Origin of the sequence: Nocardiopsis protaetiae, from assembly GCF_045446735.1 — a bacterium.
GTDB lineage: Bacteria > Actinomycetota > Actinomycetes > Streptosporangiales > Streptosporangiaceae > Nocardiopsis > Nocardiopsis protaetiae.
On sequence record NZ_JBJJBV010000082.1, the window covers coordinates 1 to 23,332 of the forward strand.

At 75.5% G+C, this 23,332-nt stretch carries 20 protein-coding genes; 7 read left to right on the forward strand and 13 right to left on the reverse strand.

Annotation, left to right across the window (positions count from 1 at the left end; all coding sequences use genetic code 11):
* Both ACJOT3_RS14660 and ACJOT3_RS14665 read right to left on the reverse strand, forming a co-directional pair.
* Positions 1-410: PEP/pyruvate-binding domain-containing protein (locus tag ACJOT3_RS14660; RefSeq protein ID WP_406972968.1), on the reverse strand; the 410-nt coding region annotated here is incomplete at its 3' end.
* A complete protein-coding gene (locus ACJOT3_RS14665; protein WP_406972970.1) occupies positions 407-991 on the reverse strand; it encodes a transcriptional regulator in 585 nt (194 codons plus the stop codon). The genes ACJOT3_RS14665 and ACJOT3_RS14660, both read right to left, overlap by 4 nt.
* Before the next feature lie 161 nt (positions 992-1,152).
* On the opposite strand from ACJOT3_RS14665, the gene ACJOT3_RS14670 reads away from it, so the two are divergent.
* A complete protein-coding gene (locus tag ACJOT3_RS14670) occupies positions 1,153-1,560 on the forward strand; it encodes an ATP-binding protein (RefSeq protein WP_406972972.1) in 408 nt (135 codons plus the stop codon).
* A gap of 94 nt (positions 1,561-1,654) precedes the next feature.
* Here ACJOT3_RS14670 and ACJOT3_RS14675 read toward each other — a convergent pair whose 3' ends face one another.
* The 8 genes from ACJOT3_RS14675 to ACJOT3_RS14710 all read right to left on the reverse strand — a co-directional run bounded on the left by ACJOT3_RS14675 (position 1,655) and on the right by ACJOT3_RS14710 (position 11,519).
* On the reverse strand, positions 1,655-2,059 hold the full coding sequence (locus ACJOT3_RS14675) for a cupin domain-containing protein (RefSeq protein ID WP_406972974.1): 405 nt from the start codon (positions 2,057-2,059) through the stop codon (positions 1,655-1,657).
* A gap of 237 nt (positions 2,060-2,296) precedes the next feature.
* The gene (locus ACJOT3_RS14680) at positions 2,297-4,084 is read right to left on the reverse strand and encodes an ABC transporter ATP-binding protein (RefSeq protein WP_406972976.1); all 1,788 of its coding nucleotides are present in this window, start codon (positions 4,082-4,084) and stop codon (positions 2,297-2,299) included.
* Complete coding sequence (locus ACJOT3_RS14685) at positions 4,081-5,838, reverse strand: ATP-binding cassette domain-containing protein (protein WP_406972978.1); 1,758 nt, start codon at positions 5,836-5,838, stop codon at positions 4,081-4,083. Before ACJOT3_RS14685 ends, ACJOT3_RS14680 begins: the two co-directional genes overlap by 4 nt.
* A gap of 54 nt (positions 5,839-5,892) precedes the next feature.
* Positions 5,893-6,906, reverse strand: coding sequence for an ABC transporter substrate-binding protein (locus ACJOT3_RS14690; protein WP_406972980.1), 1,014 nt, complete (start codon positions 6,904-6,906; stop codon positions 5,893-5,895).
* A complete protein-coding gene (locus tag ACJOT3_RS14695) occupies positions 6,903-7,706 on the reverse strand; it encodes an ABC transporter ATP-binding protein (protein WP_406972982.1) in 804 nt (267 codons plus the stop codon). The genes ACJOT3_RS14690 and ACJOT3_RS14695 overlap by 4 nt, the downstream gene beginning before the upstream one ends.
* On the reverse strand, positions 7,703-8,809 hold the full coding sequence (locus ACJOT3_RS14700; RefSeq protein ID WP_406972984.1) for a FecCD family ABC transporter permease: 1,107 nt from the start codon (positions 8,807-8,809) through the stop codon (positions 7,703-7,705). The genes ACJOT3_RS14695 and ACJOT3_RS14700 overlap by 4 nt, the downstream gene beginning before the upstream one ends.
* A gap of 269 nt (positions 8,810-9,078) precedes the next feature.
* Positions 9,079-9,975: an alpha/beta fold hydrolase gene (locus tag ACJOT3_RS14705; RefSeq protein ID WP_406972986.1), complete on the reverse strand. Its 897-nt coding sequence runs from the start codon at positions 9,973-9,975 to the stop codon at positions 9,079-9,081.
* Positions 9,972-11,519 carry a flavin-containing monooxygenase gene (locus ACJOT3_RS14710; protein ID WP_406972988.1) on the reverse strand — a complete coding sequence of 516 codons (1,548 nt, stop codon included), beginning with the start codon at positions 11,517-11,519 and terminating at the stop codon, positions 9,972-9,974. The genes ACJOT3_RS14705 and ACJOT3_RS14710 overlap by 4 nt, the downstream gene beginning before the upstream one ends.
* A 92-nt stretch (positions 11,520-11,611) precedes the next feature.
* Between ACJOT3_RS14710 and ACJOT3_RS14715 the strand changes: the two genes are divergently transcribed.
* Complete coding sequence (locus ACJOT3_RS14715) at positions 11,612-12,850, forward strand: PucR family transcriptional regulator (RefSeq protein WP_406972990.1); 1,239 nt, start codon at positions 11,612-11,614, stop codon at positions 12,848-12,850.
* 62 nt (positions 12,851-12,912) lie between these two features.
* Here the strand turns inward: ACJOT3_RS14715 and ACJOT3_RS14720 are convergent, their stop codons facing one another.
* The gene (locus tag ACJOT3_RS14720) at positions 12,913-14,232 is read right to left on the reverse strand and encodes an MFS transporter (protein WP_406972992.1); all 1,320 of its coding nucleotides are present in this window, start codon (positions 14,230-14,232) and stop codon (positions 12,913-12,915) included.
* The gene (locus ACJOT3_RS14725) at positions 14,229-15,878 is read right to left on the reverse strand and encodes a class I adenylate-forming enzyme family protein (protein WP_406972994.1); all 1,650 of its coding nucleotides are present in this window, start codon (positions 15,876-15,878) and stop codon (positions 14,229-14,231) included. The genes ACJOT3_RS14720 and ACJOT3_RS14725 overlap by 4 nt, the downstream gene beginning before the upstream one ends.
* Before the next feature lie 178 nt (positions 15,879-16,056).
* Here ACJOT3_RS14725 and ACJOT3_RS14730 point away from each other — a divergent pair, with 178 nt between their 5' ends.
* From ACJOT3_RS14730 to ACJOT3_RS14740, 3 genes are all read left to right on the forward strand, one after another.
* Positions 16,057-16,653 carry a TetR/AcrR family transcriptional regulator gene (locus ACJOT3_RS14730; protein ID WP_406972996.1) on the forward strand — a complete coding sequence of 199 codons (597 nt, stop codon included), beginning with the start codon at positions 16,057-16,059 and terminating at the stop codon, positions 16,651-16,653.
* Between the two features lie 77 nt (positions 16,654-16,730).
* A complete protein-coding gene (locus tag ACJOT3_RS14735; RefSeq protein WP_406972998.1) occupies positions 16,731-17,948 on the forward strand; it encodes an acyl-CoA dehydrogenase family protein in 1,218 nt (405 codons plus the stop codon).
* Positions 17,945-18,958: a phosphotransferase family protein gene (locus ACJOT3_RS14740; protein ID WP_406973000.1), complete on the forward strand. Its 1,014-nt coding sequence runs from the start codon at positions 17,945-17,947 to the stop codon at positions 18,956-18,958. The genes ACJOT3_RS14735 and ACJOT3_RS14740 overlap by 4 nt, the downstream gene beginning before the upstream one ends.
* Positions 18,959-19,098: 140 nt before the next feature.
* On the opposite strand, the gene ACJOT3_RS14745 is transcribed toward ACJOT3_RS14740, so the two are convergent.
* Positions 19,099-20,049, reverse strand: coding sequence for an NADP-dependent oxidoreductase (locus ACJOT3_RS14745; RefSeq protein ID WP_406973002.1), 951 nt, complete (start codon positions 20,047-20,049; stop codon positions 19,099-19,101).
* A gap of 113 nt (positions 20,050-20,162) precedes the next feature.
* Between ACJOT3_RS14745 and ACJOT3_RS14750 the strand changes: the two genes are divergently transcribed.
* Both ACJOT3_RS14750 and ACJOT3_RS14755 read left to right on the forward strand, forming a co-directional pair.
* Complete coding sequence (locus ACJOT3_RS14750) at positions 20,163-20,774, forward strand: TetR/AcrR family transcriptional regulator (RefSeq protein WP_406973004.1); 612 nt, start codon at positions 20,163-20,165, stop codon at positions 20,772-20,774.
* A 519-nt stretch (positions 20,775-21,293) separates the two neighbouring features.
* Positions 21,294-22,694, forward strand: a complete 1,401-nt coding sequence (locus ACJOT3_RS14755; RefSeq protein WP_406973006.1) for a dihydrolipoyl dehydrogenase family protein — start codon at positions 21,294-21,296, stop codon at positions 22,692-22,694.
* Positions 22,695-23,332 lie beyond the last annotated feature (638 nt).

The following is a 23,332-nucleotide window of genomic DNA, read 5'->3' on the forward strand; positions in this document are numbered from 1 at the left end:
TCGCCGCCGGGCCCCGCAGCGGCGGGGTCGACGGCAGGGGGCGGGGGGTCGTCGGGTTGGAGGTCGGCGGACGGGGGCCCGGCGGGGGCGCCCAGGGCCAGGACGGTGGTCATCATGCCGGGCATGGACACCGCGGCGCCCGAGCGCACCGACACCGTCAGGGCGGGGGCGCCGCCCAGGGTGCGGCCGGTCTCCCGTTCCAGGGCGGCCAGGGCGGTGTCGATCTCCGCCTCCAGCCCGTCGGGGAGGCGGCCCCGGCGGCGGAAGTCCCGGCAGGCCGCCGTGGTGATCACGAACCCCGGCGGTACCGGCAGCCCCAGGCGTTGCAGGGTGATGAGCCCGTGGGCCTTGCCGCCGATCCCCTCGGGGCCCTCGGTCGTGGCCGGGTCCAGCGGCCGCACCCACCTCATCGGGGGATTCCCAGGGTGGCGAGCAGGTCCTCGTGGAGCTGGAACCAGAGCGTGTGGTAGGAGGCCAGGTGGTCGGTCAGGTACTCCGTGCGCCCCGCCTCGGCGTACTCCAGGGCGCGGGCCAGGCCGGGCCGGTAGCGGCCGAACCGGGGCAGCGCGGCGGCGAGCGCGTCGCAGACCGGGGCCGCCCGCCGGTCCAGGTCGGCGAACAGGTCGCGGATGCGGGCCTCGGCGTCCGGGTCGCCGGGGCGGCGAAGCTGCCAGGCCGAGCACAGGTCGAGGAGCTCGGGGTTGAGGTCCATGAACCGTTCGTAGGCGGCGGTGACGGCCGGGCGGGCCCCGGCGTCGTCCAGCTCCCCGGCCCGCGCGCGGGCGTCGGCCTCCCGCCCGGCCTCGGTCTGCCCCCAGCCGCCGAAGGGCCCGCCATGGCGGATCACCAGCCCGGCGACGGCCAGGTCGATGAGGGCCGACTCGGCCTCGCCGGGGTCCAGGCCGGTGACGGCGGCGACGGTCTCCACGGAGCTGAACCCGATACAGCGCAGGGTGGACAGCACCACGGCGGGCGGGGCGGTGGACGCCATGTCCGCACCTCACAGCAACTCGAATGATGAGAACATTTGGATGATATCAACATCTGAGTGTCGTGGGCATGTGGATGCCGGCGGCATCGGGATGGTCACGGCATCCGAGTGGGCGACCCCCGCGTTCGCCCTCCCGGGCCGGGGAGCGCGCCGCCCGCCGGGTGGTCCAAAAGGGCCCGACCAACGCGGCCGAACACACCCTGGGACACCCGGTCCGCGTCCGCCTGCACCGGGACGGCGACCTGCTGGTGGTGTCCGTCGCCAACGACCTGCCCGGCACTCCCCCGGCGGCGCCGCCGGGGTACGGGCTGGTGGGCCTGGACGAGCGCGCCCGCCTGGCCGGGCGGCTGGAGGCCGGGGAGCGGGACGGCCGGTTCACGGTCCGGGCGGAGCCGCCGGTGCGGGAGGCCGCGGCGCCGCCCCCGCCCATGGACGCGCCGGGGTCGCACCGCGCCGAGGAGGGCGCCCGCCGCGCCATGGTGGCGGGGATCGTCGGTGCGTTCCGGACCCCCGTGGTGATCGCGGTGCTGCCGTTCGTGCCGTACCTGCTCAACGGCGGCCGGACCTGAGCGGCCCGGCAGGGGCCCGAACACCCGGCGGGGGCGTGGACAGCCGGCGGGGGCCGGTGCGCGGCCCGGCCCCACCGCGGAACCGCACCGCGGACTACCCCGCGTGCTGCGGATCGTCCTGCGGGGTGCGGTGCACGGTGCCGTGCGGGTGTTCGGCGGGGGCGTACACCGAGTACAGCTTCAGCGGGACCTCGCCCACGTTGACGATGTTGTGCCAGGTCCCGGCGGGGACCAGGACGGCGGAGCCGTCGCCCGCCTTGTGGACGAAGTCCAGGTCGTCGCGGGTGGGGCCCATCTCCACCCGGGCCTGGCCCGCCTCGATGCGCAGGAACTGGTCGCGGTCCTGGTGCACCTCCAGCCCCACGTCACCGCCGGGCTCGACGGACATGACGGTGACCTGCAGGTTCCCTCCCGTCCACAGGGCGGTGCGGAAATCGGTGTTCCGCGCGGTCAGGTCTTCGATTTCGAGAACACACGGTTGCGGACCCTGGTCTTCCATTTCTTCCCTTCGGTCGTTCCCGCCGCGCCGGAGAAGGCGGCGGGCACCGCGGAACCGCCCTGTCGGCGGGGGTGCCGACGGTTCCGCTCCCCCATTCCTTGCCTTTCCCGCGTGTTCTCACACCGCGTTCCCGGGCGGGGTTCCGTTCCTCACACCCCGCCGAGGAGAGCGCCCGGACAACGGGGTCCGAACGCCCCTTGTGGAAAAGGCGCCGGACCGTTTCCGGGCGGGCGCCGCTCAGCCGAGGGCGTCCATCTGGGGGGCGACCAGGCGCCGGTAGGCGGGGCAGTCCCGGAGCAGGTCGGCGTGGGTGCCCTCGCCCACCGGCGTACCCGCGTCCAGGACGATGATCCGCTCGGCGTGCACCAGGGTGGTCAGCCGGTGCGCGATGGTGATGGTGGTGCGGCCCGCCCGGGCGGCGGCGATCGCCTCCCGGACGTCGTGTTCGCCGACCGCGTCCAGCTGGCTGACGGCCTCGTCCAGGATCAGCACCCGCGTCGGGTTCAGCAGGGTCCGGGCCAGGGCCAGGCGTTGGCGCTCTCCCCCGGACAGGGAGCGGCCGTTGTCGGCCAGGACCGTGTCCAGGCCGTCGGGCAGCCGCCGGACCACGCCGTCCACCCGTGCCGCCTCCAGCACCCGCCACAGTTCGGCGTCGTCGAGGTCGTCGTCGGTGGCCAGCAGCAGGTTGTCGCGCACCGTCTCCCGGAACAGGGCCACGTCCTGGGGCAGCAGCGACACCACCTCCGGCAGCGCCCTGCGGGTGTAGCGGGGCAGGGGCGCCCCGCCGGCCCGCACGCTCCCCTCCCCGGGGTCCACGCACCGGGCCAGGACCTGCGCGAATGTGGACTTGCCCGAACCCGAGCGCCCGGCGATCGCGATGTGCTCCCCGGGCCGGACGCGCACGGTCAGGTCCCGCACGGCCATCCGCTCCGACGCCAGCGGGTCGACCTCGCTCCACGCGAAGCCCACCCCGTCGGCCCGCACCTCCCCGCCCTCCTCGGGGGGTGCGGCCAGGTCGCCGTGGGCGGCGACCGGCGGGCGGGCGGTCAGCAGCGCCCCGATCCGCGCGGCGGCCTCACCGGTGGTGCCGTAGTGGCGGGTCATCGCCGCCCACTGCAGGATCGGCGCGGTCGCCATGGTGGCGAGCACGATCGCGAAGGGCACCGCCCGGGGGTCGAGCGTGCCGCCCTCCAGCTGCCAGGCGGCGGCCGCGGCGGTGGCCACCGCCGCCAGCAGGGCGACGGCGCCCAGCACCGCGGTCTCGGCCCCCGAGCGGCGGGCGTTGCGGAACTGGGCGGCGAGCAGCCGCTCGTCCAGGGCCGCCAGCCGCTCGGCCCGGTGGGACACCAGCCCGTGGCCGACGATCTCGCGGACGGCCCCGGCGTTCTCGGCGATCTCCCCGCCCAGGTCGGCCAGGGCGGTGCGGATGCGCCGCCCCTGGGGGCGCGCCCACCGCCGGGCGAGGAGGGTGAGGGCCACCGACAGGACCAGGACGGGGGCGGTGGCCAGGGCGGCCGGCGGGCTCACCGCGGCCAGGGCGCCCCACAGCAGCGGGGTGGCCGCCCAAGCGCTGAGCGTGTAGATCGAGGAGTGCGCGTAGAAGATCTCCAGCGCCTCGGCGTCGGACAGCGCGGAGGTGAGCAGGTCTCCGGAGCGGCGGCGCGAGAGCCCGGCGGGGGCGAGCCGGGCCAGCGCGTCGTACACCCACAGCCGCACCCGGGCCAGCACCCGGAAGCTCAGGTCGTGGGAGAGCCAGGTCTCCAGCCAGGAGGCCGCCGCCCGGACGGCCACGGCCGCCAGGGTGAGGGCCGCCGGTGCCGCCAGGTCCGCGGGCCCGCCGCCGTCCAGGACCGTGACGACGGCCCACACCCCGCCCAGGGCGGCGCCCGCCTGGGCCCACAGGGCCAGGGTGTTGAACGCGACCGCGAGCAGGTAGAGGCCCCGGTACCCGGCCAGGGCCGCCCACATCCCGGGCCAGGTGGCGAGCCCGGCCGCCGGCGGGGCCACTCTCGTCCGGGCGGTCATCGCACACCCGCCGTGCCGGCCCGCTGGGCCTCCACCAGCCGCGCCCAGTGCCCTCCGCGCCGGGCCAGCTCCCCCGGCGGCCCGAACTCCGCCACCCGCCCCCGGTCCAGGACCAGTACCAGGTCGGCGTGCGCGACGGTGGAGAGCCGGTGCGCGATGACGACCATGGTGCGCTCCCCGCGCCCGGTGCGCAGGAACTCGGTGATGAGCGCCTCGTTCTCCGCGTCCAGCGCGCTGGTGGCCTCGTCCAGGAGCAGCAGCCGGGCGTCGGCGGCCAGGGCCCGGGCCAGGGCGACCCGCTGGCGCTGCCCGCCCGAGAGCAGGCGTCCGCCCTCACCGACCGCCGAGTCCAGCCCGGCGTCCAGCTGTCCGGCCACGTCGTCCACCCGTGCCCGCCGGACCGCGGCGGCGACCCGGGCGTCGTTCTCCGGCCCGGGCGGGCCCGCGGCCAGGGCGATGTTCTCCCGAACCGTCCCCGACAGCAGCACCACGTCCTGGGCGACCCGGGCCGTGGCGCGGCGCAGCCCGGTCAGCGACAGGTCGGCCAGGTCGCTGCCCTGGAGCAGGATCCGCCCGGAGTCGGGGTCCATGTCGCGCAGCAGCAGCCGCCCCAGGGTCGTCTTGCCCGCCCCCGAGGCGCCCACGACGGCGAGCGCCGTCCCGGCCGGGACGGCGAACGACACCCCGCGCAGGGCGGGCTCCGCCGCGCCGGGGAAGGTGAAGTCCACGTTCTCGACGACCACGTCGGGCGGCCCCGCCCACCGCACCGGGGCCGCTCCGGGCCGCTCCCGGACGGCGGGTCCGGTCTCCAGCAGCCGGGTGATCGCACCGGCCGCGGCGATGCCGTAGAACCCCTCGTGCCAGTACCCGCTCAGCTCCTGCTGGGGGCGGAAGCACTCGGCGGACAGGAACAGCACCAGCAGCACCGACTCCAGGGGCAGGGCGCCGCGCGAGGCCTCCAGGGCCGCCGTGAGCGTGGCCCCGGCCGTCCCGACCGACATCGCCGCGTTCATCACCGCCGACACCCCCAGCGAGGCCCGCATGTTCGCGGTCGTGGCCGCCCGCAGCTCCTCGGCGGCACCGGCCAGGTGCGCGCGCCGCCGGTCGGCGGCGCCCAGCGCCACCAGGGTCGGCAGGCCGCGGACGGTGTCGCCGACCCGCTCGGCGAACGCCTCGAACCGCTCCCAGTGGTCGCGGGCCCGGTCCCGCAGGACCAGCCGCCACAGGCGCTGGGCGAGGGGGACCGTGAGCACGCACACCAGCACCACGGCCGCCACCGGCCACGACACCGCGGCGAGCACGGCGAGCAGCACGGCCGGGACCGCCCACGACACCAGCAGCTGGGGCAGGTAGAACCCGATGTAGCCCTGGAGGTGCTCCACCCCGTCCACGGCGGTCGGCTGCACCCCGCCGCGCCCCCGCGGCCAGGCGTGGCCCGGGCCCAGCTCGTAGATCTTCTCCACCACCCGGGCCCGCACCGCCCGCTTGACCCGCGCCGCGGTGGCGGTCGCCACCTGGTCGCGGACCCACAGGCACACCCCGCGCCCGGCGGCGCAGGCGGCGGTGGCGGCCAGGGCGCCCGCCACCGCCGACGCCCCGCCCTCCTCCCAGCGCAGCAGGGCGCCGGTCACGGCGGCCAGGCCGAAGGCGACCCCGACGGAGAACCCGGCGGCGGCCACCGCGGCGGCCGCGGTGGCGGCGACCCCGCCTCGCACGGGGGCCAGGAAGGGCCGGATCCCTCGGTTCAGGTACATCGCGGGGCCTCTCGTCAGGGGGTGGGGGACACGTGCGGCCGGGGCCGCGGCCGGTCAGAACAGGTCGGGGTGCAGTTCGGCGGCGATCCGCTCGACGGCGTCGATGTTGCCCAGGGTGCCGGGGAACAGGTCCGAGTTCGGCACCGCGACGAGCCGGTCCTGGGCGACCGCGGCCACGTCGGGGAAGGTCTCGGCCAGGTAGGCGCGGGTGGCGGCCTCGTGCCCGGCGTCCTGGACGGAGAACACGATGACGTCGGGGTCGCGCGAGGTGATCTCCTCCGGCGTGACGACGGCGGCGAAGAAGTCGGCGAAGGCGGGCTCGTCGCGGTCGAAGGCGTTGTCGCCGCCGGCGCGGTCGATGATGTCGTACTCCACGCCGCCGCCGATCGCGGAGAGCGTGGAGCCCTCGACGTAGAGCTGGGCGACGCTGGGCCGCTCGGCCCCCTCGATGGCGGTGGCGACCGCGTCCAGGCGTTCGCGGCCCTGGTCGGAGAGCTCCTCGGCGCGTTCGGGGACGGAGAAGATCAGGCCCAGGTCCGCGATGTCGGTGAACAGGTCCTCGACCGTGCCGACCGCCCGGCGGTCGAAGCAGCCGCCGGTCGCGGTGTAGGCCTGGGCCCCGGCGTCGGCGAGCTGGTCGATGCTCGCGAAGCCCTGCTCGGCGGTGAACTCGTAGCCGGTGGGCGAGTAGACGAAGTCGGGGGCGGCGTTGAGCAGGTCCTCCCGGGCGGGCGGGGCCTCCTCGCTGAGTACGGGCACGTCGGTGATCTGCGCGGTGATGTCGGCGTCGAGTTCGTGGTGGGCGACCTGGGCCTGGCCGACGAGGCGGTCCGCCAGCCCCAGCTCGACGAGGAGCTCGGTCTGGGAGGGGCTCAGGCCGACGACGCTCGCGGGCGGGGCCTGGAACGTCAGCTCCCGCCCGCAGTTCTCGACGGTGACCGGGTACCCCTGGGCGGTGTCCCCCTCCGCGGCGGGTGCGGGCGCCACCGAGGTGCCGCAGGCGCTCAGCGCCAGGGTGAGGGCGCCGGCCAGGGGGAGCAGGGCGCGGTGGGCGGTCGGGCGGGTCATCGTGTTCCTTCCGTCGGGGTGGTGCGGGGGGTGTCGGTTCGGGCCACACCGTGCAGGAGCAGGTGCGGGCGGTCGCGGCCGTCTATGAGGTCGGCGTCGACGCGGAAGCGGTCGCGCAGGACGTTCGGGGTGAGGACCTCGGCGGGGGTGCCGGTCCGCTCCAGCCGGCCCGCGACGAGCAGGGCGACCCGGTCGCAGTGGGCCAGGGCCAGGTCGAGGTCGTGCAGGGCGATGAGGGTGGTCAGCCCGAGTTCGCCGATGAGGTCCATGAGTTCGAGCCGGTGGGCGATGTCCAGGTGGTTGGTGGGCTCGTCCAGCACGAGCACCCGGGACCGCTGGGTGATCGCCTGGGCCAGCAGGACCCGCTGGCGCTCGCCCCCGGACAGTTCCGCGACCCGGCGCCGGGCCAGGCCGAGCACGCCCACCCGGTCCATCGCCTCCCGGGCGATGTCCAGGTCCTCGGCGCTGTCGGGGGAGAATCCGCGGCGGTGCGGGGTACGGCCCAGCAGCACCGATTCCAGGACGGTGATCCCGAAGTCCTCGTGGGAGTCCTGGGCGACCGCGGCGACGCGGCGGGCGGCCTCGCGCGGGCGCAGGTCGCGGACGTCGTCGCCGTCGAGCAGCACGCGCCCGGCGGCGGGGCGCAGCACCCGGCACACGGTGCGCAGCAGGGTGGACTTGCCGCTGCCGTTGGTGCCCAGGACGCCCAGGACCGTCCCGGGGGCGGCTTCGAGGGAGACATCGTGGACGACGGTGCGGCCCCCGAGCGCCACCGAGACGCCCTCCAGTTCGACCCTCACCGGTCCATCCCCACGGTCGAGGCGCGGTCGCGCCGCAGCAGCCACAGGAAGAAGGGGGCGCCGACCACGGCGGTGAGGATGCCCAGGGGGATCTCCACGGGGGCGGCGACGGTGCGGGCCAGCAGGTCGGCCCCGGCCAGGAACACGGCCCCGCCCAGCACGCTCACCGGGAGCATGACGCGGTGGTCGGTGCCCACGAGGATGCGCGCGATGTGCGGGATGATCAGGCCGACGAAGCCGATGCTGCCGCTCACCGAGACGACGGCGCCCACCAGCAGGGCGGAGACCAGCAGCAGGACGGTGCGCAGCCGGTCCACGGACACGCCCAGGGAGGCGGCGGCCTCGTCGCCCGCGAGCAGGGCGTTGATGCCGCGCACGTGGGCGCCGACGACGACCAGGGCCACCAGCAGCGCCAGGGCGGGGGCGAGCAGCGAGCCCATGGTGGCGGCCGACACCGAGCCGAGCAGGAAGAACATGACGCTGAAGACGTTCTGCGCCTCGGTGGTCAGGGTGAGGTAGCTGGTGACGGCGCTGAACAGGGCGCCGAGCGCGACCCCGGCGAGGATGAGCCGTTGGGGGGCGATGCGGCCGTTCCTGCGGGCCATGAGGTAGACGGCGGCGGTGGCCGCGGCGGCCCCGGCGAACGCCGCCGTCGAGAGCGAGAGCCCGCCGGCCGCGCCGCCCACCACGACCAGGACCGCGCCCACGCCCGCCCCGGAGGAGACGCCGAGGATGTAGGGCTCGGCGAGCGGGTTGTGCACGACGGCCTGCATGAGCGCGCCGGCCAGGGCCAGGGACGCCCCGGCCAGGGCGGCGAGCAGGGCCCGGGGGAGCCGGAATCCCCACACCGCCTGGTCCTGGAGGACGGTGTAGGTGCCGTCGGTCATCCAGGGCATGCCCGGGACGAGGTGTCCCAGCAGCAGTCTGGCGGCGTCCGGCGGGGTGAGGTCGACCGCCCCGGTGGCGGCCGAGGCCAGGATCACGGCGATGAGCGCGACCGCCAGGAGGAGGACGGCGGGGAACCCGCGGCGTCCCCGCTCGGGTCGGGCGGCCCGGGGCGGGGGTGCCGGGAGCCCGGCACGGTGCGGGCTGCGCGGGCTCATGGGTCGGGGGATTCCTCTCGGGGGCCGGGGCGCACCGCGGGGACGGTGCGAAGGCGGTGCGGGGGCGGGACGCGCCGGTTCGGAGCGGGATGCACTCCGACCAGGTCGATAATGAAAACGGTTTTCGTTTTGATGAGTATAGACCGCACCGAACCCGGACGAACCACCACCCCGGGAACACCGAAGCGCGGCCCCGGCCTACCGCCGGAACCGCGCCCGCCCTACCGTCCTGCCGCCCTACCGTCCCATCGCCCTGCCGACCTCCCGCCTCAGATCCGTACCCGGGCCGTGTGGTCGCCGATCAGCCCGGCGAGCCGGTCCACCACCCCCGGGGCCAGGTGGTGCGCCATCCCCTCGATCTCCACGAACCGGGCCCCCGGCACCGCCCGCGCGGTCGCCCGCCCGCCGCTGGGGTGCACCATCAGGTCCACGTCCCCGTGCACCACGAGCGTGGGGGCGCCGATCCGCGCCAGCTCCCGGGTCCGGTCGCCCGAGGCGTGGATGGCGCCGATCTGCCGCGGCACCCCGCTGCGGGCCCGCACACCCCCGGCCCGCTCCCACAGCCCGGTCGCCCACGCGACCTCCTCGTCCCGGTCCGGCGGGAACACCGCCGACCCGATGTGCCGCAGGAACGCCAGGTGCCTGCGCACGGACTCCTCGACCGTGCGCGCGGGAGGCCCGCCCATGCGCACCAGGCTCGACCACGCCACCCGGCCCACCCGCCGCCGACCCGTGGTGGAGAAGATCGACGTGAGCGTCGCCGCCCGGTCCGGGTGGCGGGCCGCCAGGGTCTGCCCGATCATGCCGCCCATCGACATCCCCACCACGTGGGCGCGTTCGATGCCCAGGTGATCCAGCAGCCCCACGGTGTCGGTCGCCATGTCGCCCAGGTCGTAGGAGTCCGGGCCCGGCCGGCCCAGCACGCTGTGCAGCGGGGACGGCGAGGGCGCCCGCACCCGCGTGGAGCACCCCGCGTCGCGGTTGTCGAACACGACCACCCGCGCACCCCGGTCGAGGAGGCCCTCGACCATCCGCCGCGGCCACGACGTCAGGTCCAGGCCCAGGCCCGCGATGAGCAGCACCGGGACCCCGTCGTCGGGGCCCTCCACCCGGTAGCAGATCCGCGGGCCCTCCGGCAGGTCCACGAACCGGTCCGGCCCCGTCATGCCGACGCCTGCGTCCGCGTCGGCGCCTGCGTCGGCGCCTGTTCCCGGGCCCGCACCGGCGCGGCCGCCTTCGCGAAGCGCAGCTCGGGGTCGACCACCCGGTCCGCCCGCAGCAGCGCCACGTCGGAGGTGTAGCTCATCGAGGTCAGCCACGGGCTGCGGTCCCCCTGGCGGGGCAGCTCCGCCACCGACCGCCGCACGTACCCGGCCGCGAAGTCCAGCAGCGGCCGCGTGGGCATCCCCGGATCCGAGGGCTCGGGGACACAGATGTCGTACCCGCGGGCGTCCATGTGCTCCAGCAAACGGCAGAAGTGCTCGCACAGCAGGCCGATCTTGAGCGTCCACGACGCGTTGGTGTACCCGATCGCGAACGCCAGGTTGGGCACCCCCGACAGCATCACCCCCTTGTAGGCCACCGTGTCGGCCAGGCGCACCGGCGCACCGTCCACCACCAGCTCCACACCGCCGAACGCCTGCAGGTTCAGACCGGTGGCGGTGACGATGACGTCCGCCTCCACCTCCCGCCCCGACTCCAGCAGCAGCCCCTTCTCGGTGAACGACACGATCCGGTCGGTCACCACCGACGCCCTCCCCGACCGGATCGCCCGGAAGAAGTCGCCGTCGGGCGCCGCGCACAGCCGCTGGTCCCAGGGGTCGTAGGGCGGGTTGAAGTGCTCGTCCACCGGATACCCGGCGGGCAGCTGCGCGGCCGTCACCCGGCGGATGAGCCTGCGCGCCGTCTTGGGGAAGCGCCGGCAGAACCCCCACACCGCGGCGCCCTTCCAGATGTTCTTGCGCCGGGCCATCCGGTACCCGAGCTCGTCCCCGAACACCTTGCGCAGCCGGTCGGCCAGCGCGTCCCCGCGCGGCACCGGCATCACGTAGGTGGGGGTGCGCTGCACCATCGTGACGTGCCCGGCCTGTTCCGCCATCGCCGGGACCAGCGTGACCGCGGTGGCCCCGCTGCCGATCACCACGACCCTCCTGCCCGTGTAGTCCAGGTCCCGCGGCCAGTGCTGGGGGTGCACGACCGTGCCCGCGAACCGCTCGCGCCCCTCGAAGTGCGGGGTGAAACCCTCGTCGTAGCGGTAGTAGCCGCAGGCGCTGAACAGCCACCCGGCGCTCAACCGCACCCGCTCGCCGGTGTCGGCGCGCTCCACCTCCACCAGCCACCGCGCCCGCTCGCTCGACCACTCGGCGGCCAGCATCCGGTGGTGGTAGCGGATGTGCGACCCCAGGCCGTTCTCCTCCACGGTCTCCCGCAGGTACGCCAGGATGCGGTCGGCGTCGGCGATGGCCTGCCGGTCCCGCCACGGCTTGAACTCGTAGCCGAAGGTGTGCAGGTCCGAGTCCGAGCGGATGCCCGGGTACCGGAACAGGTCCCAGGTGCCGCCGGAGGCCGCCCGGGCCTCCAGGATCGCGAACCGCTTGCCGGGGTGGTGCTCCTTCAGGTACCGCGCGGCGCCGATCCCGGAGATGCCCGCACCGACGACGAGCACGTCCAGGTGCTCCACCTCTGCCCGCCCACTGGGCCCACTGGTCATGTACCGCTCTCCTCCGTTCGGCGCGCCGCTACCACCCTGTGTGATCCGGGCCATGTTGTGCCAGCGCACCGTGCACCACGATCCTGGGTCTCGTGGTGCACAACGCTGCGGACACCCCGCCCTGGCCGACCCTCTCACCCCGCGTCCTGGAGCTGTTCCGGCGCGGCGCCGAACTCGCCCTGGACCCGCCCGAGGACTGGGTGGAGGGCCTGCACGCCGCCTCCCTGAGCGGGGAGCGGATGCGGCCCGTCGCCGAGGACCCGGTGCTGGCCGCGCAGATCCGCGGCGCCAACCTGGCCAACCTGGCCAACCTGCGCCACTGGGTCGCCGCCAACCTGTCCCGCCCCGGCGAAAGGGTACCCGTCGACCTGCGCCCCGAACTGCTGGACGCCTCCCGCGACCTGGTCCGGCGCGGCCTGGACGAGGGCGCCCTGGACGCCTTCCGCAACGGGCAGAACATCGCCTGGCGCCGCTGGATGGACATCTGCTTCGAGCTGACCGCCGACCCGGCCGAGCTGCGCGAACTGCTGGACGTGTCCTCGCTGTCCATCAACACCTTCGTCGACGACACCATCAGCGCCCTGTCCGAACGCATGCGCACCGAACGCGTCGAGCTCACCCGCGGCAGCCACGCCGAACGCCGCGCCGCCGTCACCCTCCTGCTGGAGGGCGCCCCCATCGGCCGCGCCCGCGCCGAGCAGCGGCTGCGCCACCCCCTGTCCGGCCCGCACACCGCCGCCGTCCTGTGGGGCGACGCGAGCGGCCGGCTGGAGGCGGCCGCCGAGGACCTGGCCCGCGCCGCGGGGGCCGCCCACCGGCTCACCGTCATCGCCGGGGCCACCGCCCTGTGGGTGTGGCTCCCGGTCGCCGCCGCCCCCGCACAGGAGGAGCTGGAGGAGGCGCTGGCCGCCCACCCGGACGCCCGCGTGGCGGTGGGGCGCCCCGGGAGCGGCGTGGACGGGTTCCGCCGCAGCCACTTCGACGCGGCCGCGGCCCAGCGGATGCTCGCCGCCTCCCCCGGGCGGCGGTGCGTCCGCTACGGGGACATCCGGCTCGCGGCGCTGCTGGCCGACGCCGCGCCGCAGGTGGGGGACTTCCTCCAGGACACGCTGGGCGACCTGGCCGCCGCCGACCCGGCCCTGCGCGAGACGGTCCTGGCGTACGTGCACGCCCTGGGCAACACGACCCGCACCGCCGAGCGCTGCTACACCCACCGCAACACGGTGGTGCGGCGGCTGGCCCGGGCCGACGAGCTGCTGCCCCGGCCGCTGGCACAGAACCCGGTGGACGTGGCGGTGGCCCTGGAACTGCTGCGCTGGCGCGCCTCCTGACAGCGCGGCGGCCCGCCCCCGGCCGGGGGCGGGCCGCACCGGCGCCCGGCCGGGCCCGGGGTTCACTCCCGGGTGAGCTCCATGCCCCTGGTCTCGCGGATGAACAGGCACGACAGGCCGGTCAGCGCGCACAGCGCCATGATGTACACACCGAACACCCAGCCCGCCCCCAGGTTCCCGAACAGCTGGTTGAGGTAGGGCGCCGTCCCGCCGAACACCGCCACCGACAGCGAGTACGCGAACCCGATCCCCTGCGTGCGCACCCGCGTCGGGAAGCTCTCCGACAGGATCGCCGAGAGGATCGCCGCCGGGGCCGACACCACCAGCAGCGCCACCGAGGTCGCCACCAGCAGCGTCCACCCCTCGTCCGTGATCATCCGGGTGAGCGGGTACTGGAGGGCGAACATCAGCACCGCGAAGAACAGCAGCATCGGCCGCCGCCCGATCCGGTCCGACAGCAGCCCCCAGAACGGCAGCGACACCAGCGCGATGACCTGCGCGGCCACCGACATCCAGTAGGCGGTGCCCGGGTCCATGCCCTGCTGGGTGATGGCGTAGGTGGAGACGTAGGAGGTCCACGTGTAGTGGGCGGCGGTGATGCCCGAGACCATGGCGATCATCACCAGCACCGCGCGCACCACACCCGCCCGCGACATCCGCGCGGGCGACGGGGCCGCGCCCCCTTCTCCGGCTTCCTCCGCGTCGCGGGCCCGGTCGGCCTCGAACACATCGCTCTCGTCCATGTCCCGCCGCAGGTACAGCGCGACCAGCGCCAGCAGCGCGCCCAGCAGGAACGGCACCCGCCAGCCCCACTCCCCCACCGCCGACTCCGACAGCGTCGAGGTGAGCACACCGCCCAGGGTGTAGGCGATGACCGAACCGCCGAAGATCGCGATGAACGCGACACTGCCCCACATGCCGCGCCGGTGCGGCGGGGCGATCTCGCCCACGTAGGAGTAGGCGGTGGCCGACTCGCCGCCGTGCGCGAACCCCTGGAGCACCCGCGCGGACAGCAGCACCAGGGACGCCCACGCCCCGATCACGGCGTAGGTGGGCATCAACCCGATGACCAGGCTGCCCGCCGCCATCATCAGCATCGTCGTGACCAGCACGAACTTACGGCCACGCCGGTCGGCGATCCGGCCGAACACGATGCCGCCCAGCGGCCGCATCAGGAACCCGACGGCGAACACCGCCAGGGTGGACAGCAGAGCCGACAGCGGATCGCCCTGGTCGAACATCACCACGGCGATGAACGGGGCGAAGACCGCGTACGCGCTCCACTCGTACCACTCCAGCACGTTGCCGACCGTGCTGGCCAGCAGGGACTTCTTCTTGGAACGCAGGGACACGGCGCCGGGCGCCGGGACGGTGACGCTCATGCGCCGCCTCCTGAGGGGGTGGTGGGAACCGAGGGGGTGGAGGGAACAAGGGTGTCCCGCAGCGCCCGCCGGCGGATCTTGCCGGTGGGCGTCTTGGGCAGGGTGTCGACGATGTGGACCTCGCGGGGCCGCTTGTAGGCGGCCAGGTGCTCGCGGGCGAACCCGGCCAGCTCCTCGCCGGTCGCCCGCGCCCCGGAGGCCAGGGAGACGTAGGCGACGACGGACTCGCCCCGGTAGGGGTCGGGGCGGCCGACCACGGCGGCCTCGAACACGGCGGGGTGGCGGTGCAGGACGTCCTCGACCTCGCGCGGCCACACCTTGTAGCCGGACACGTTGATCTGGTCCTTGAGCCGGTCCACCAGGTACACCCACCCGTCGCCGTCGATGACGGCGACGTCGCCGGTGCGCAGCCGACCGCCCGGGAAGGCGGCTGCGGTGGCCCGCGGCCGGTCCCGGTAGCCGGGGACCACGGACGGGCCGGATATCTCCAGCTCGCCCTGCTCCCCCGGCGCGACCGGGTTCCCGTCGGGGTCCACGGCGCGCGCGGTGACGCCGGGCAGCGGGCGGCCGATGGACAGCGATCCGCTCGCCGGGTCCACCGGCGCCTCGCCGCCGAGCGGGACCGCGATGACGCCCGAGCTGGTCTCGGTCATGCCGTAGGCGTTGTGGATGTACACCCCGAACCGCTCCCGGAAGCGCTCGACGGTGGAGGGCGGGATGGGCGCGCCCCCGGAGTAGAGGGCGCGCACACCGCGGAAGTGTCCGGCACCGGCGGCGGGGTGGTCGTACAGGGCGTTGAACGCGGTGATCGACCCGATGGTGAAGGTGACGCGGTGCTCGACCAGCGCCTCCAGGACGACGTCGGCCCGGAAGCGGTGGGCGAAGACCAGCAGGGTGTCGTGGACCAGGGCCAGGGCGGCGTTGATGACCGCGCCGGTGATGTGGAACAGGGGCGCCAGGGCCAGCACCGCGTCGCCGGGGCGCAGGTCGACGTGGCGGCCGAAGGTGGAGGTGACGGCCAGGAGGTTGGCGTGGGTGTTCATCGCGCCCTTGGGCGGCCCGGTGGTGCCGGAGGTGTAGGTGAGCAGGGCGGTGTCGCCGGGATCGACCGCGGCCCGGGGCGGCCGCCGCCCGGCGTGCTCGCGGGCCAGCGCCAGCAGGTCGCCGTCGGGCGAGGGGGCGGCCCGCTCCGCGGTCAGCACCCGCGGGTCGTCGCGCCCCTGGAGGTCGCGGTCGCTGGTGCCCAGCACCCAGCGCACCGGGCTCCCGGCCAGGGTCGCGCGCACCTCGGGGTGGTCGGTGTCGGCGCAGACGATGCCGACGGGCGCGGCGTCGTCGACCAGGCGGCGCAGCTCCTCGCCCCGGTACATGGGGTTGACGGGCAGTGCCGCGGCGCCGAGCTTCCACAGGGCGAGCAGGGTGAGCGCGTACTGCGGGATGTTCTGCAGGCGCACGCCCACGCGGTCGCCGCGGCCGACCCCGCGTTCGGCGAGGGCGCAGGCGATGGCGTCGGAGAGGTCGTCGGCCTCGCGGGCGGTGAGCACCCGGTCGAAGTAGGCGATGGCGGGGGCGTCGGGCGAGGCCTCGACGCGGCGACGCCAGGCCCCGGGGAGGGTGTCGGGGGTCCGGGGGAGGTCGGATGGCATGTCGCGGCCCTTCTCTCTGCGGGAACGTCGACGTCCGGGGTACCGACCGAACGATCGCTCGGTCGCCTGTAGTGTTGTGGATCACACGGGCGCTGTCAACACCCCGGCTGCGCCCGCCCGACCCGGCCACGACACCGATAACGTGCTGCCCACGGACCACGAGGAAGTGAGGAACGCGGTGACGGAGTCCTGGCGTTCGTTCGACGAGCAGCGGCTGTCCGCCCCCCTGGCGGCGGCCCTGCACTGCTTCGTCGAGCAGGGGTACCACGGGACCACCATCCGGCGGATCGCCGAACGGGCCGGCCTGTCCGTGCCCGGCCTGTACCACCACTACCCGTCCAAACAGGCGCTCCTGGAAGGCCTGGTGATGACGGTGATGCACGAACTCCTCGACCACACCCGCCAGGCCGCCGCCGAGGCCGGGGACGACCCCGGACGCCGGTTCGACAACCTCGTCGAATGCCTGCTGCGCTTCCACATGCACCGCCGCGACCAGGCCTTCGTCGCCTCCACCGAGATCCGCGGCATGGACCCCGAGGTGCGCGAGGCCTACATCGCCCTGCGCGACGAACAGCAGCGCATGGTCGACGACGCCGTGCGCGACGGGGCGCGCCAGGGCGTGTTCGCCACCCCCTACCCCAAGGACGCCGGCCGCGCCGTGACCACCATGTGCGTCGCCGTCGCCTCCTGGTACCGCCCCGACGGCGAGCTCTCCCCCGACGAGGTCGTGGAGCACTACCTCACCCTGTGCCGGGCCACCGTCGGCGCGCGTTGACACCGCCGCGAGGGCCGTGCCACGCTGTGCCCACCAACACCGACCGAGCGATCGCTCGGTGGTAAGGGAGGCTCCACGTGATCGACCTTCAGCCCACCCCCGCCGCGGCCGACCTCACCCGGGCCACCCTGGCCTTCGTCCGCGACGAGATCCTCCCCCTGGAGGAGGAGCACGAGGGCGACATCGCCCGCGGCGGCGAGGCCCTGCGCGAACGAATGCAGGAACGGGCCCGCGCCGCCGGGGTCTTCGCCCCGCACGCACCCCGCGAATACGGCGGCCACGGCCTGGACATGCGCGACCGCGCCCCCGTGTTCGAGGCCGCCGGACACTCCGTGTTCGGCCCCCTGGCCCTCAACATCGCCGCCCCCGACGAGGGCAACGTCCACCTGCTGGACCACATCGCCACCCCCGACCAGCGCGAACGCTTCCTCGAACCGCTCTGCCGCGGCCGGGTCCGCTCCGCGTTCGCCATGACCGAACCCGCCCCCGGCGCGGGCTCCGACCCCTCCGCCCTGGCCACCACCGCCACCCGCGTCCCCGGCGGCTGGCGCATCGACGGCCGCAAGACCTTCATCACCGGGGCCGACGGCGCCGGGTTCCTCATCATCATGGCCCGCACCTCCGGCTCCCCCGGCGACCGCGGCGGCGCCACCATGTTCCTCTCCCCCGCCGACGCCCCCGGACTCACCGTGGGACGCCACGTGCGCACCATGGACACCTCCATGCTCGGCGGACACCGCGAGGTCGCCCTCGACGGCCTGTTCGTCCCCGACGAGAACGTCCTGGGCGAGGTCGACCAGGGCTTCCGCAACGCGCAGGTGCGGTTGGGCCCGGCCCGGACGACCCACGTGATGCGCTGGCTGGGCAGCGCGCAGCGCGCCCAGGACATCGCCGCCGCCCGGGCCGCCGACCGCGAGCTGTTCGGCTCCCTCCTGGGCGACCTGGGCCTGGCCCGCCAGCTCATCGCCGACAACGAGATCGACCTGGCCGCCACCCGCGCCCTGCTGGTCCGGGCCTGCTGGGAGCTGGACACCGGGGCCGACGCGCGCACCTCCACCTCCATCGCCAAGACCTTCGCCGCCGAGGCGATCCACCGGGTGGTGGACCGGGCGGTCCAGCTCTGCGGCGGCCTGGGCGTCAGCGACGACCTGCCGCTGGCCCGGCTGCTGCGCGAGGTGCGGCCCTTCCGGATCTACGACGGGCCCTCCGAGGTGCACCGCTGGTCGATCGCCGCCCGCGTCGTGAAAGAGGCCCTCGTCGTGAAAGAAGCCCTCGTCGTGGAAGGGGCCCGGTGACCGCCCCGGCCCTGGACACCGGCGCCCTCGCCGCCTTCCTGGGCGTCCCCGGGCCGCTGCGCGCCGTGCCGGTCTCCGGCGGCAAGTCCAACCTGACCTACCGGATCGACGACGCGTCCGGCCCCCGCTGGGTGCTGCGCCGCCCGCCGACCGCCGGGCTGACCCCCTCCGCGCACGACATGGGGCGCGAGTACCGGACCGTGGCCGCGCTGCGCGGCACGGGCGTGCCGGTGGCCGGGGCCGTCGCCCTGTGCGAGGACCCGGCCGTCCTGGGCGCGCCGTTCTCCCTGGTGGAGTACGTGGACGCGCGGGTGGTGCGCACCCGCGACCAGCTGGCGGACTGGGACGACCGCGCGGTCGCCGACTGCGCCGAGGCGCTGGTGCGGGTGCTGGCCGCGCTGCACGCCGTCGACCACCGGGCCACCGGCCTGGCCGGGCGGCCGGACGGGTACCTGCGCCGCCAGGTGGACCTGTGGGGCCGCCAGTGGCGGCGGGTCCGCACCACGGACCTGCCCGACCTGGACCGGCTGCACGGGCTGCTGGCGGCGTCGGTCCCGGCCTCCTCTGCGCACGCGATCGTGCACGGCGACTACCGCATCGACAACGTCATGCTCGACCACGGCGACCCCGCCCGGGTGCGCGCGGTGGTGGACTGGGAGCTGTCCACCCTGGGCGACCCCCTGGCGGACGCGGCGATGATGTGCGTGTACCGAACGCCGGGGCTGGACCTGGTCCTGGGCGAGCCCGCGGCGTGGAACAGCGAGCGCCTGCCCGGCGCCGACGCGCTGGCGCAGATGTACGCCCGCGCGTCGGGCCGGGACCTGGAGCACTGGGAGTTCCACCTGGGCCTGGCCCACCTGAAACTGGCGGTCATCGCCCAGGGCATCGAGTACCGCGCCCGGCAGGGAGCGGCGGGCGCGGGCCGCGACCGGGCGGGCGAGGCCGTCGCCCCCTACGCGGCGGCGGGGTTGCGGGCTTTGGGTTCGGGTCGGCGAGGGGTCCTTCTCTGAGGGGTGGCGCCACCTTCGGGGAAGGATAAAAAGGACATCTGCCTTTATGAGGTAGATTTCACCCGCCCTGCGCGAGGCCGCCCCGGGTGCCCTCACCGCGCCGGCCCCACCCCGTCGGTCCCGCGCATCCGGCCGGCAGGTCAGGGCGTGAGGACGATCTTCCCCCGCACCCCGCCGCGTTCGACCATGCGGTGCGCCTGGACGATGTCGTCCATCTCCAGCACGGCGGCGACCACCGGTGCGACGGTGCCCTCGTCCACCAGCGCGGCGAGCTCCTCCAGCTCCCGCAGAGAGGGGTCGTTGCTGAACGCGGCGATCCGCGTGCGCCGGTCCAGGGTGCCCGCCGCCGTCCGCAGGGCCGACCGGATCGGCCGCCGCGGGTCGAGGGCGAGCGACAGCAGCGTGCCCCCGCGGACGAGGTGTCCGCGCAGCTCGGGCAGCCGTGTGCCGACCAGGTCGAGGATCACGTCGAACCGCCCCAGCTCCCGCAGTTCCGTCCCGCGGTGGTCGAAGGCCTCGGCGGCGCCCAGCCCGCCCAGCCAGGCGAGGTGGGCGGCCCCGGCCAGCGCGGTGACGTGCGCGCCCAGGGCGGCGCCGAGCTGCACGGCGACCACCCCCACTCCCCCGGCCGCCCCGCGCACCAGCAGCCGCCGCCCGGGCTCCAGGCCCACCCGGCGGGTCAGGGCGTGCAGGGCCGTCGTGCCCGAGGACGGCAGCGCGGCGGCCTCGTGGGGCGGGACCGAGCGCGGTGCCGCGGCGATGCGCTCCTGGGGCACGACGACCGACTCCGCGAGTGATCCGAAGGTGCCGTGCGGCATCAACCCCCACACCGCGTCGCCGACGCTCGCGCGGGTGACGGCCGGTCCCGCCTGCACGACGGTGCCGACGAAGTCGACACCGGTCCCGGCCGGGAGGCGCTGGCGCAGCACACGGCGCAGCCGCCCCGCGCGGATGGAGGCCTCACCACCGCCGACCGCGGCGGCGGCCACCTCCACCCGCACGTCGGCGGCGCCCACCGGCGGCGTGGGGAGCCCGTCGACGACGGCCAGGACCTCGGGTCCCCCGTAGCGGTCATAGCGGACTGCGCGCATGGTTCCTCCTCGTGCGGGGAAGCCCCCGCCTCGTCTGTGGGTTCTCACCGGTGGCGGCCGGTGCCGACGTGGGCAACCGGGGCCCGGCGGCCGCCCATCCCGACAGCGCGGAAGTGAGACGAGAAGTGGACGAGAACACGCAGATCCGCTCCGAGGGCGGCGGGCCCGGGGAGCTGAGGCGGGACGCCCGGCGCAACCGGCTCAACGTGCTGCGGGCCGCCCGGGAGGTCTTCCGCGACCGCGGCCTGGAGGCGACCGTGCACAACGTCGCCCGCCGCGCCGGCGTCTCGGCCGCCACCGCCCACCGGCGCTTTCCCGGCCGGGACGCGCTCGTGGAGGACCTGGCCGAACACGCCGCGGGGGAACTGACGGAGCGCTTCGCGGAACTGGCCCGCACGGTCCCCGCCGACCTGGCGCTGGAGCGCGCCCTGCGGCTCGTCGCAGCGGAGGCGGTCGCCACGCGCGTGTGCGCGCCGGACCACCGGGAGCGCTTCCCCGAGCGGGCGCGCGCCCTCGACGAGCACGTCCACCGCGAACTGCACCGGCTCCTGGCGGGCGCCCAGGAGGGCGGTCTGGTCTCGGCGGAGATCACCGCCCAGGACCTGCGGCTGGCCACCTCCGCCCTGGCGGCGGCCGCGGCCGCCGAACCGGACCCGGAACGGGCCGGCCGGTCGGCCCAGCGGCTGGTGACGCACTTCCTGCGGTCGTTCCGCGGCCGGGGGTGAGCGGCAACGGACACGACGCAGCGGGCACGGCACAGCCTCCCGGGCCGGCGCGCACCGGGCGGCCGCCGCCGGAGCGCCGGGCACGTCGACGTATCGCCGCTTCGTGTCAGGGCGCCTTGGGGGTCGCGCGCATGCCGTGGTGCACGTAGCTCTCGCCGGTGGGCGGCGAGTGGGCAGCGGGTAGACGTCGCCGGGAGCCGGGACGGGCCGTCGGCGTACCGCACGAGGAACCGGTCGTCCGAGGCGGGCACCGACGCGGTCTCGTGGGCCGACTCCGGCGGGACATCGCCGACCGGGGCGTCTTCGGGGCCGTGAACACGATCTCCCGCCGGAACCGCACCGGCGGTCGGCGGCGTCGCCTGCCGCACGGTCCGCCCGCCGGGGCCGCGAGGTCCTCCTCCATTCTCTGGCTCCAGGGCGGCCCCGACCGGGGACGGGGCCGCGCGAGACGGCTCCGCTCACCGCGGCACGGCGGTTCCCGGCCACCGGCGGGCCGCGTTCGGGGCGATGATGGGCTTCATGAACGCTACGGACGTCAAAGAGACCGAATTCGACGCGGTGGTAGTGGGCGCGGGGCCCGGCGGGGAGGTCGCCGCCGGGCGGCTCGCCGACGCCGGGCTGAGCGTCGCGATCGTGGAGGCCGACAAGGTCGGCGGCGAATGCTCCTACTACGCCTGCATCCCGTCCAAGGCGCTGCTGCGCCCGGGCGAGCTGCTGGTCGAGGCGCGCAGGGTGCCGGGGGTGGCCGAGGCGGTGACCGGGCCGGTGGACGTCGACGCCGTGCTGCGCCGCCGCGACGACCTCGTCGGGCGCGGCGAGGACGGTGGACTCCACGACGACGGCCAGCTGCCGTGGCTGGAGGAGCACGGGATCACGCTGTTCCGCGGCCGGGGGCGGCTGGTGGGCGACCGGCGGGTCGCGGTCGGCGACACGGTGCTGCGGGCCCGGCGCGCGGTGATCCTGGCCGGGGGCACCCGGGCGGCGCTGCCGCCGATCGACGGGCTCGCCGACGCCCGGCCCTGGACCAACCGGGAGGCCACGACCGCCCGGGCGGTCCCGGGGTCGCTGATCGTGGTCGGCGGCGGGGTCGTGGGCGTCGAGATGAGCCAGGCGTACCGGTCGCTGGGCGCCGCGGTGACCCTGGTGGCCGGGGGTCGCGGGCTGCTGCCCCGCGAGGAGGGGTTCGTCGGCGAGCAGGTCGGCGAGTCCCTGGCGGAGCAGGGCGTGGAACTGCGCGTGGGGCGGCAGGCGGTGTCCGTGCGCCGGGACGGGGAGCAGGTGACCGTGGTCCTGGACGACGGCGCGCGGCTGCACGCCGACGAGGTGCTGGTGGCCGCCGGCCGGGTGCCGCAGAGCGCCGAGCTGGGGCTGGCGGAGGTGGGTGTGGACACCGACGGTTTCGTCAAGGTCGACAACCGGATGCGGGTGCCCGGGCTGGACTGGCTGTACGTGATCGGCGACCTCAACGGGCGCGCCCTGTTCACGCACATGGCCAAGTACCAGGCGGCGGTCGCGGCCGCCGACGTCCTGGGCTCGGGCATCGCGGTGGAGCACCTGGCGGACGGGCCCGGCGCGCCGCGGGTGATCTTCACCGAGCCGCAGGTGGCCTCCGTGGGGCACACGGCGGCGAGCGCGCGGGAGGCGGGCCTGCGGGTGCGCGTGGTGGACGTGCCGACGGACGGCAACGCGGGCGGGGCGTTCACCCGCGCCACCCGGGGCACGGCCCGGTTCGTCATCGACGAGGACGCGGGGGTGCTGGTGGGCGCCACCATCACGGGGACGGGCGTCGCCGAGATGCTCCAGGCGGCGACGATCGCGATCGTCGGGGAGGTGCCGCTGCGCAGGCTGCGGCACGCGGTCCCGGCGTTCCCCACGCGGAGCGAGCTGTGGCTCCACCTGTTCGACGCCCTGGGCGTCTGACCCGCCGCGGTGCCGGGGCTCCGGGACCACCCCCGGAGCCCGCGCCCCGCCGACAGCGGTCCTCGGTCGGTGGAACAGAAGCAGACGACCCACGACCGGCAGCACGCCACGCAAGCGGGACCGCGCAGACCGGGCCCGAGCGCCGACGGCAACCCGCCAGCGGCGAGACAAGAGCAGACGCCCCACGACGGGCGGCACACCGCTCAAGCGGGACCGCACAGGCCGGGCCCGAGCGCCGATGGCGACCTGCGGGTGGTGGAACGAAAGCAGGCGCCTCAGGATGGGCGGCACACCGCCCAAGCGGAACCGCGCAGGCCGAGTATGGGCGCCGATGGCAGCCTGCGGGCGGTGGAACAGAAGCAGACGACCCACGACCGGCAGCACGCCACGCAAGCGGGACCGCGCAGACCGGGCCCAGACACCGACAGCGGCCCGCAGGCGACGGGACAAAAGCAGGCGCCCCACGACGGGCGGCACACCGCTCAAGCGGGACTGCGCAGACCGGATCCGGGCACCAGCAGCGGCCCGCGGGCGGTGGTGAGGCGGGGCCGTGGGCGGTCGGGGGGTTCGGCGGCGGGGTGGGGGCGGCTCGGGGAGGGCCGCGGATACGGGAGTCTCGAACACCTGTTCATCCATGA

Excerpts from the sequence above, each read along its gene's own strand:
- ACJOT3_RS14665 (WP_406972970.1), bottom strand. The coding sequence starts at position 991 with ATGGCGTCCACCGCCCCGCCCGCCGTGGTGCTGTCCACCCTGCGCTGT.
- ACJOT3_RS14710 (WP_406972988.1), bottom strand. The coding sequence starts at position 11,519 with ATGACCAGTGGGCCCAGTGGGCGGGCAGAGGTGGAGCACCTGGACGTG.
- ACJOT3_RS14675 (WP_406972974.1), bottom strand. The coding sequence starts at position 2,059 with ATGGAAGACCAGGGTCCGCAACCGTGTGTTCTCGAAATCGAAGACCTG.
- ACJOT3_RS14720 (WP_406972992.1), bottom strand. The coding sequence starts at position 14,232 with ATGAGCGTCACCGTCCCGGCGCCCGGCGCCGTGTCCCTGCGTTCCAAG.
- ACJOT3_RS14700 (WP_406972984.1), bottom strand. The coding sequence starts at position 8,809 with ATGAGCCCGCGCAGCCCGCACCGTGCCGGGCTCCCGGCACCCCCGCCC.
- ACJOT3_RS14685 (WP_406972978.1), bottom strand. The coding sequence starts at position 5,838 with ATGTACCTGAACCGAGGGATCCGGCCCTTCCTGGCCCCCGTGCGAGGC.
- ACJOT3_RS14745 (WP_406973002.1), bottom strand. The coding sequence starts at position 20,049 with ATGCGCGCAGTCCGCTATGACCGCTACGGGGGACCCGAGGTCCTGGCC.
- ACJOT3_RS14690 (WP_406972980.1), bottom strand. The coding sequence starts at position 6,906 with ATGACCCGCCCGACCGCCCACCGCGCCCTGCTCCCCCTGGCCGGCGCC.
- ACJOT3_RS14705 (WP_406972986.1), bottom strand. The coding sequence starts at position 9,975 with ATGACGGGGCCGGACCGGTTCGTGGACCTGCCGGAGGGCCCGCGGATC.
- ACJOT3_RS14680 (WP_406972976.1), bottom strand. The coding sequence starts at position 4,084 with ATGACCGCCCGGACGAGAGTGGCCCCGCCGGCGGCCGGGCTCGCCACC.
- ACJOT3_RS14725 (WP_406972994.1), bottom strand. The coding sequence starts at position 15,878 with ATGCCATCCGACCTCCCCCGGACCCCCGACACCCTCCCCGGGGCCTGG.
- ACJOT3_RS14755 (WP_406973006.1), top strand. The coding sequence starts at position 21,294 with ATGAACGCTACGGACGTCAAAGAGACCGAATTCGACGCGGTGGTAGTG.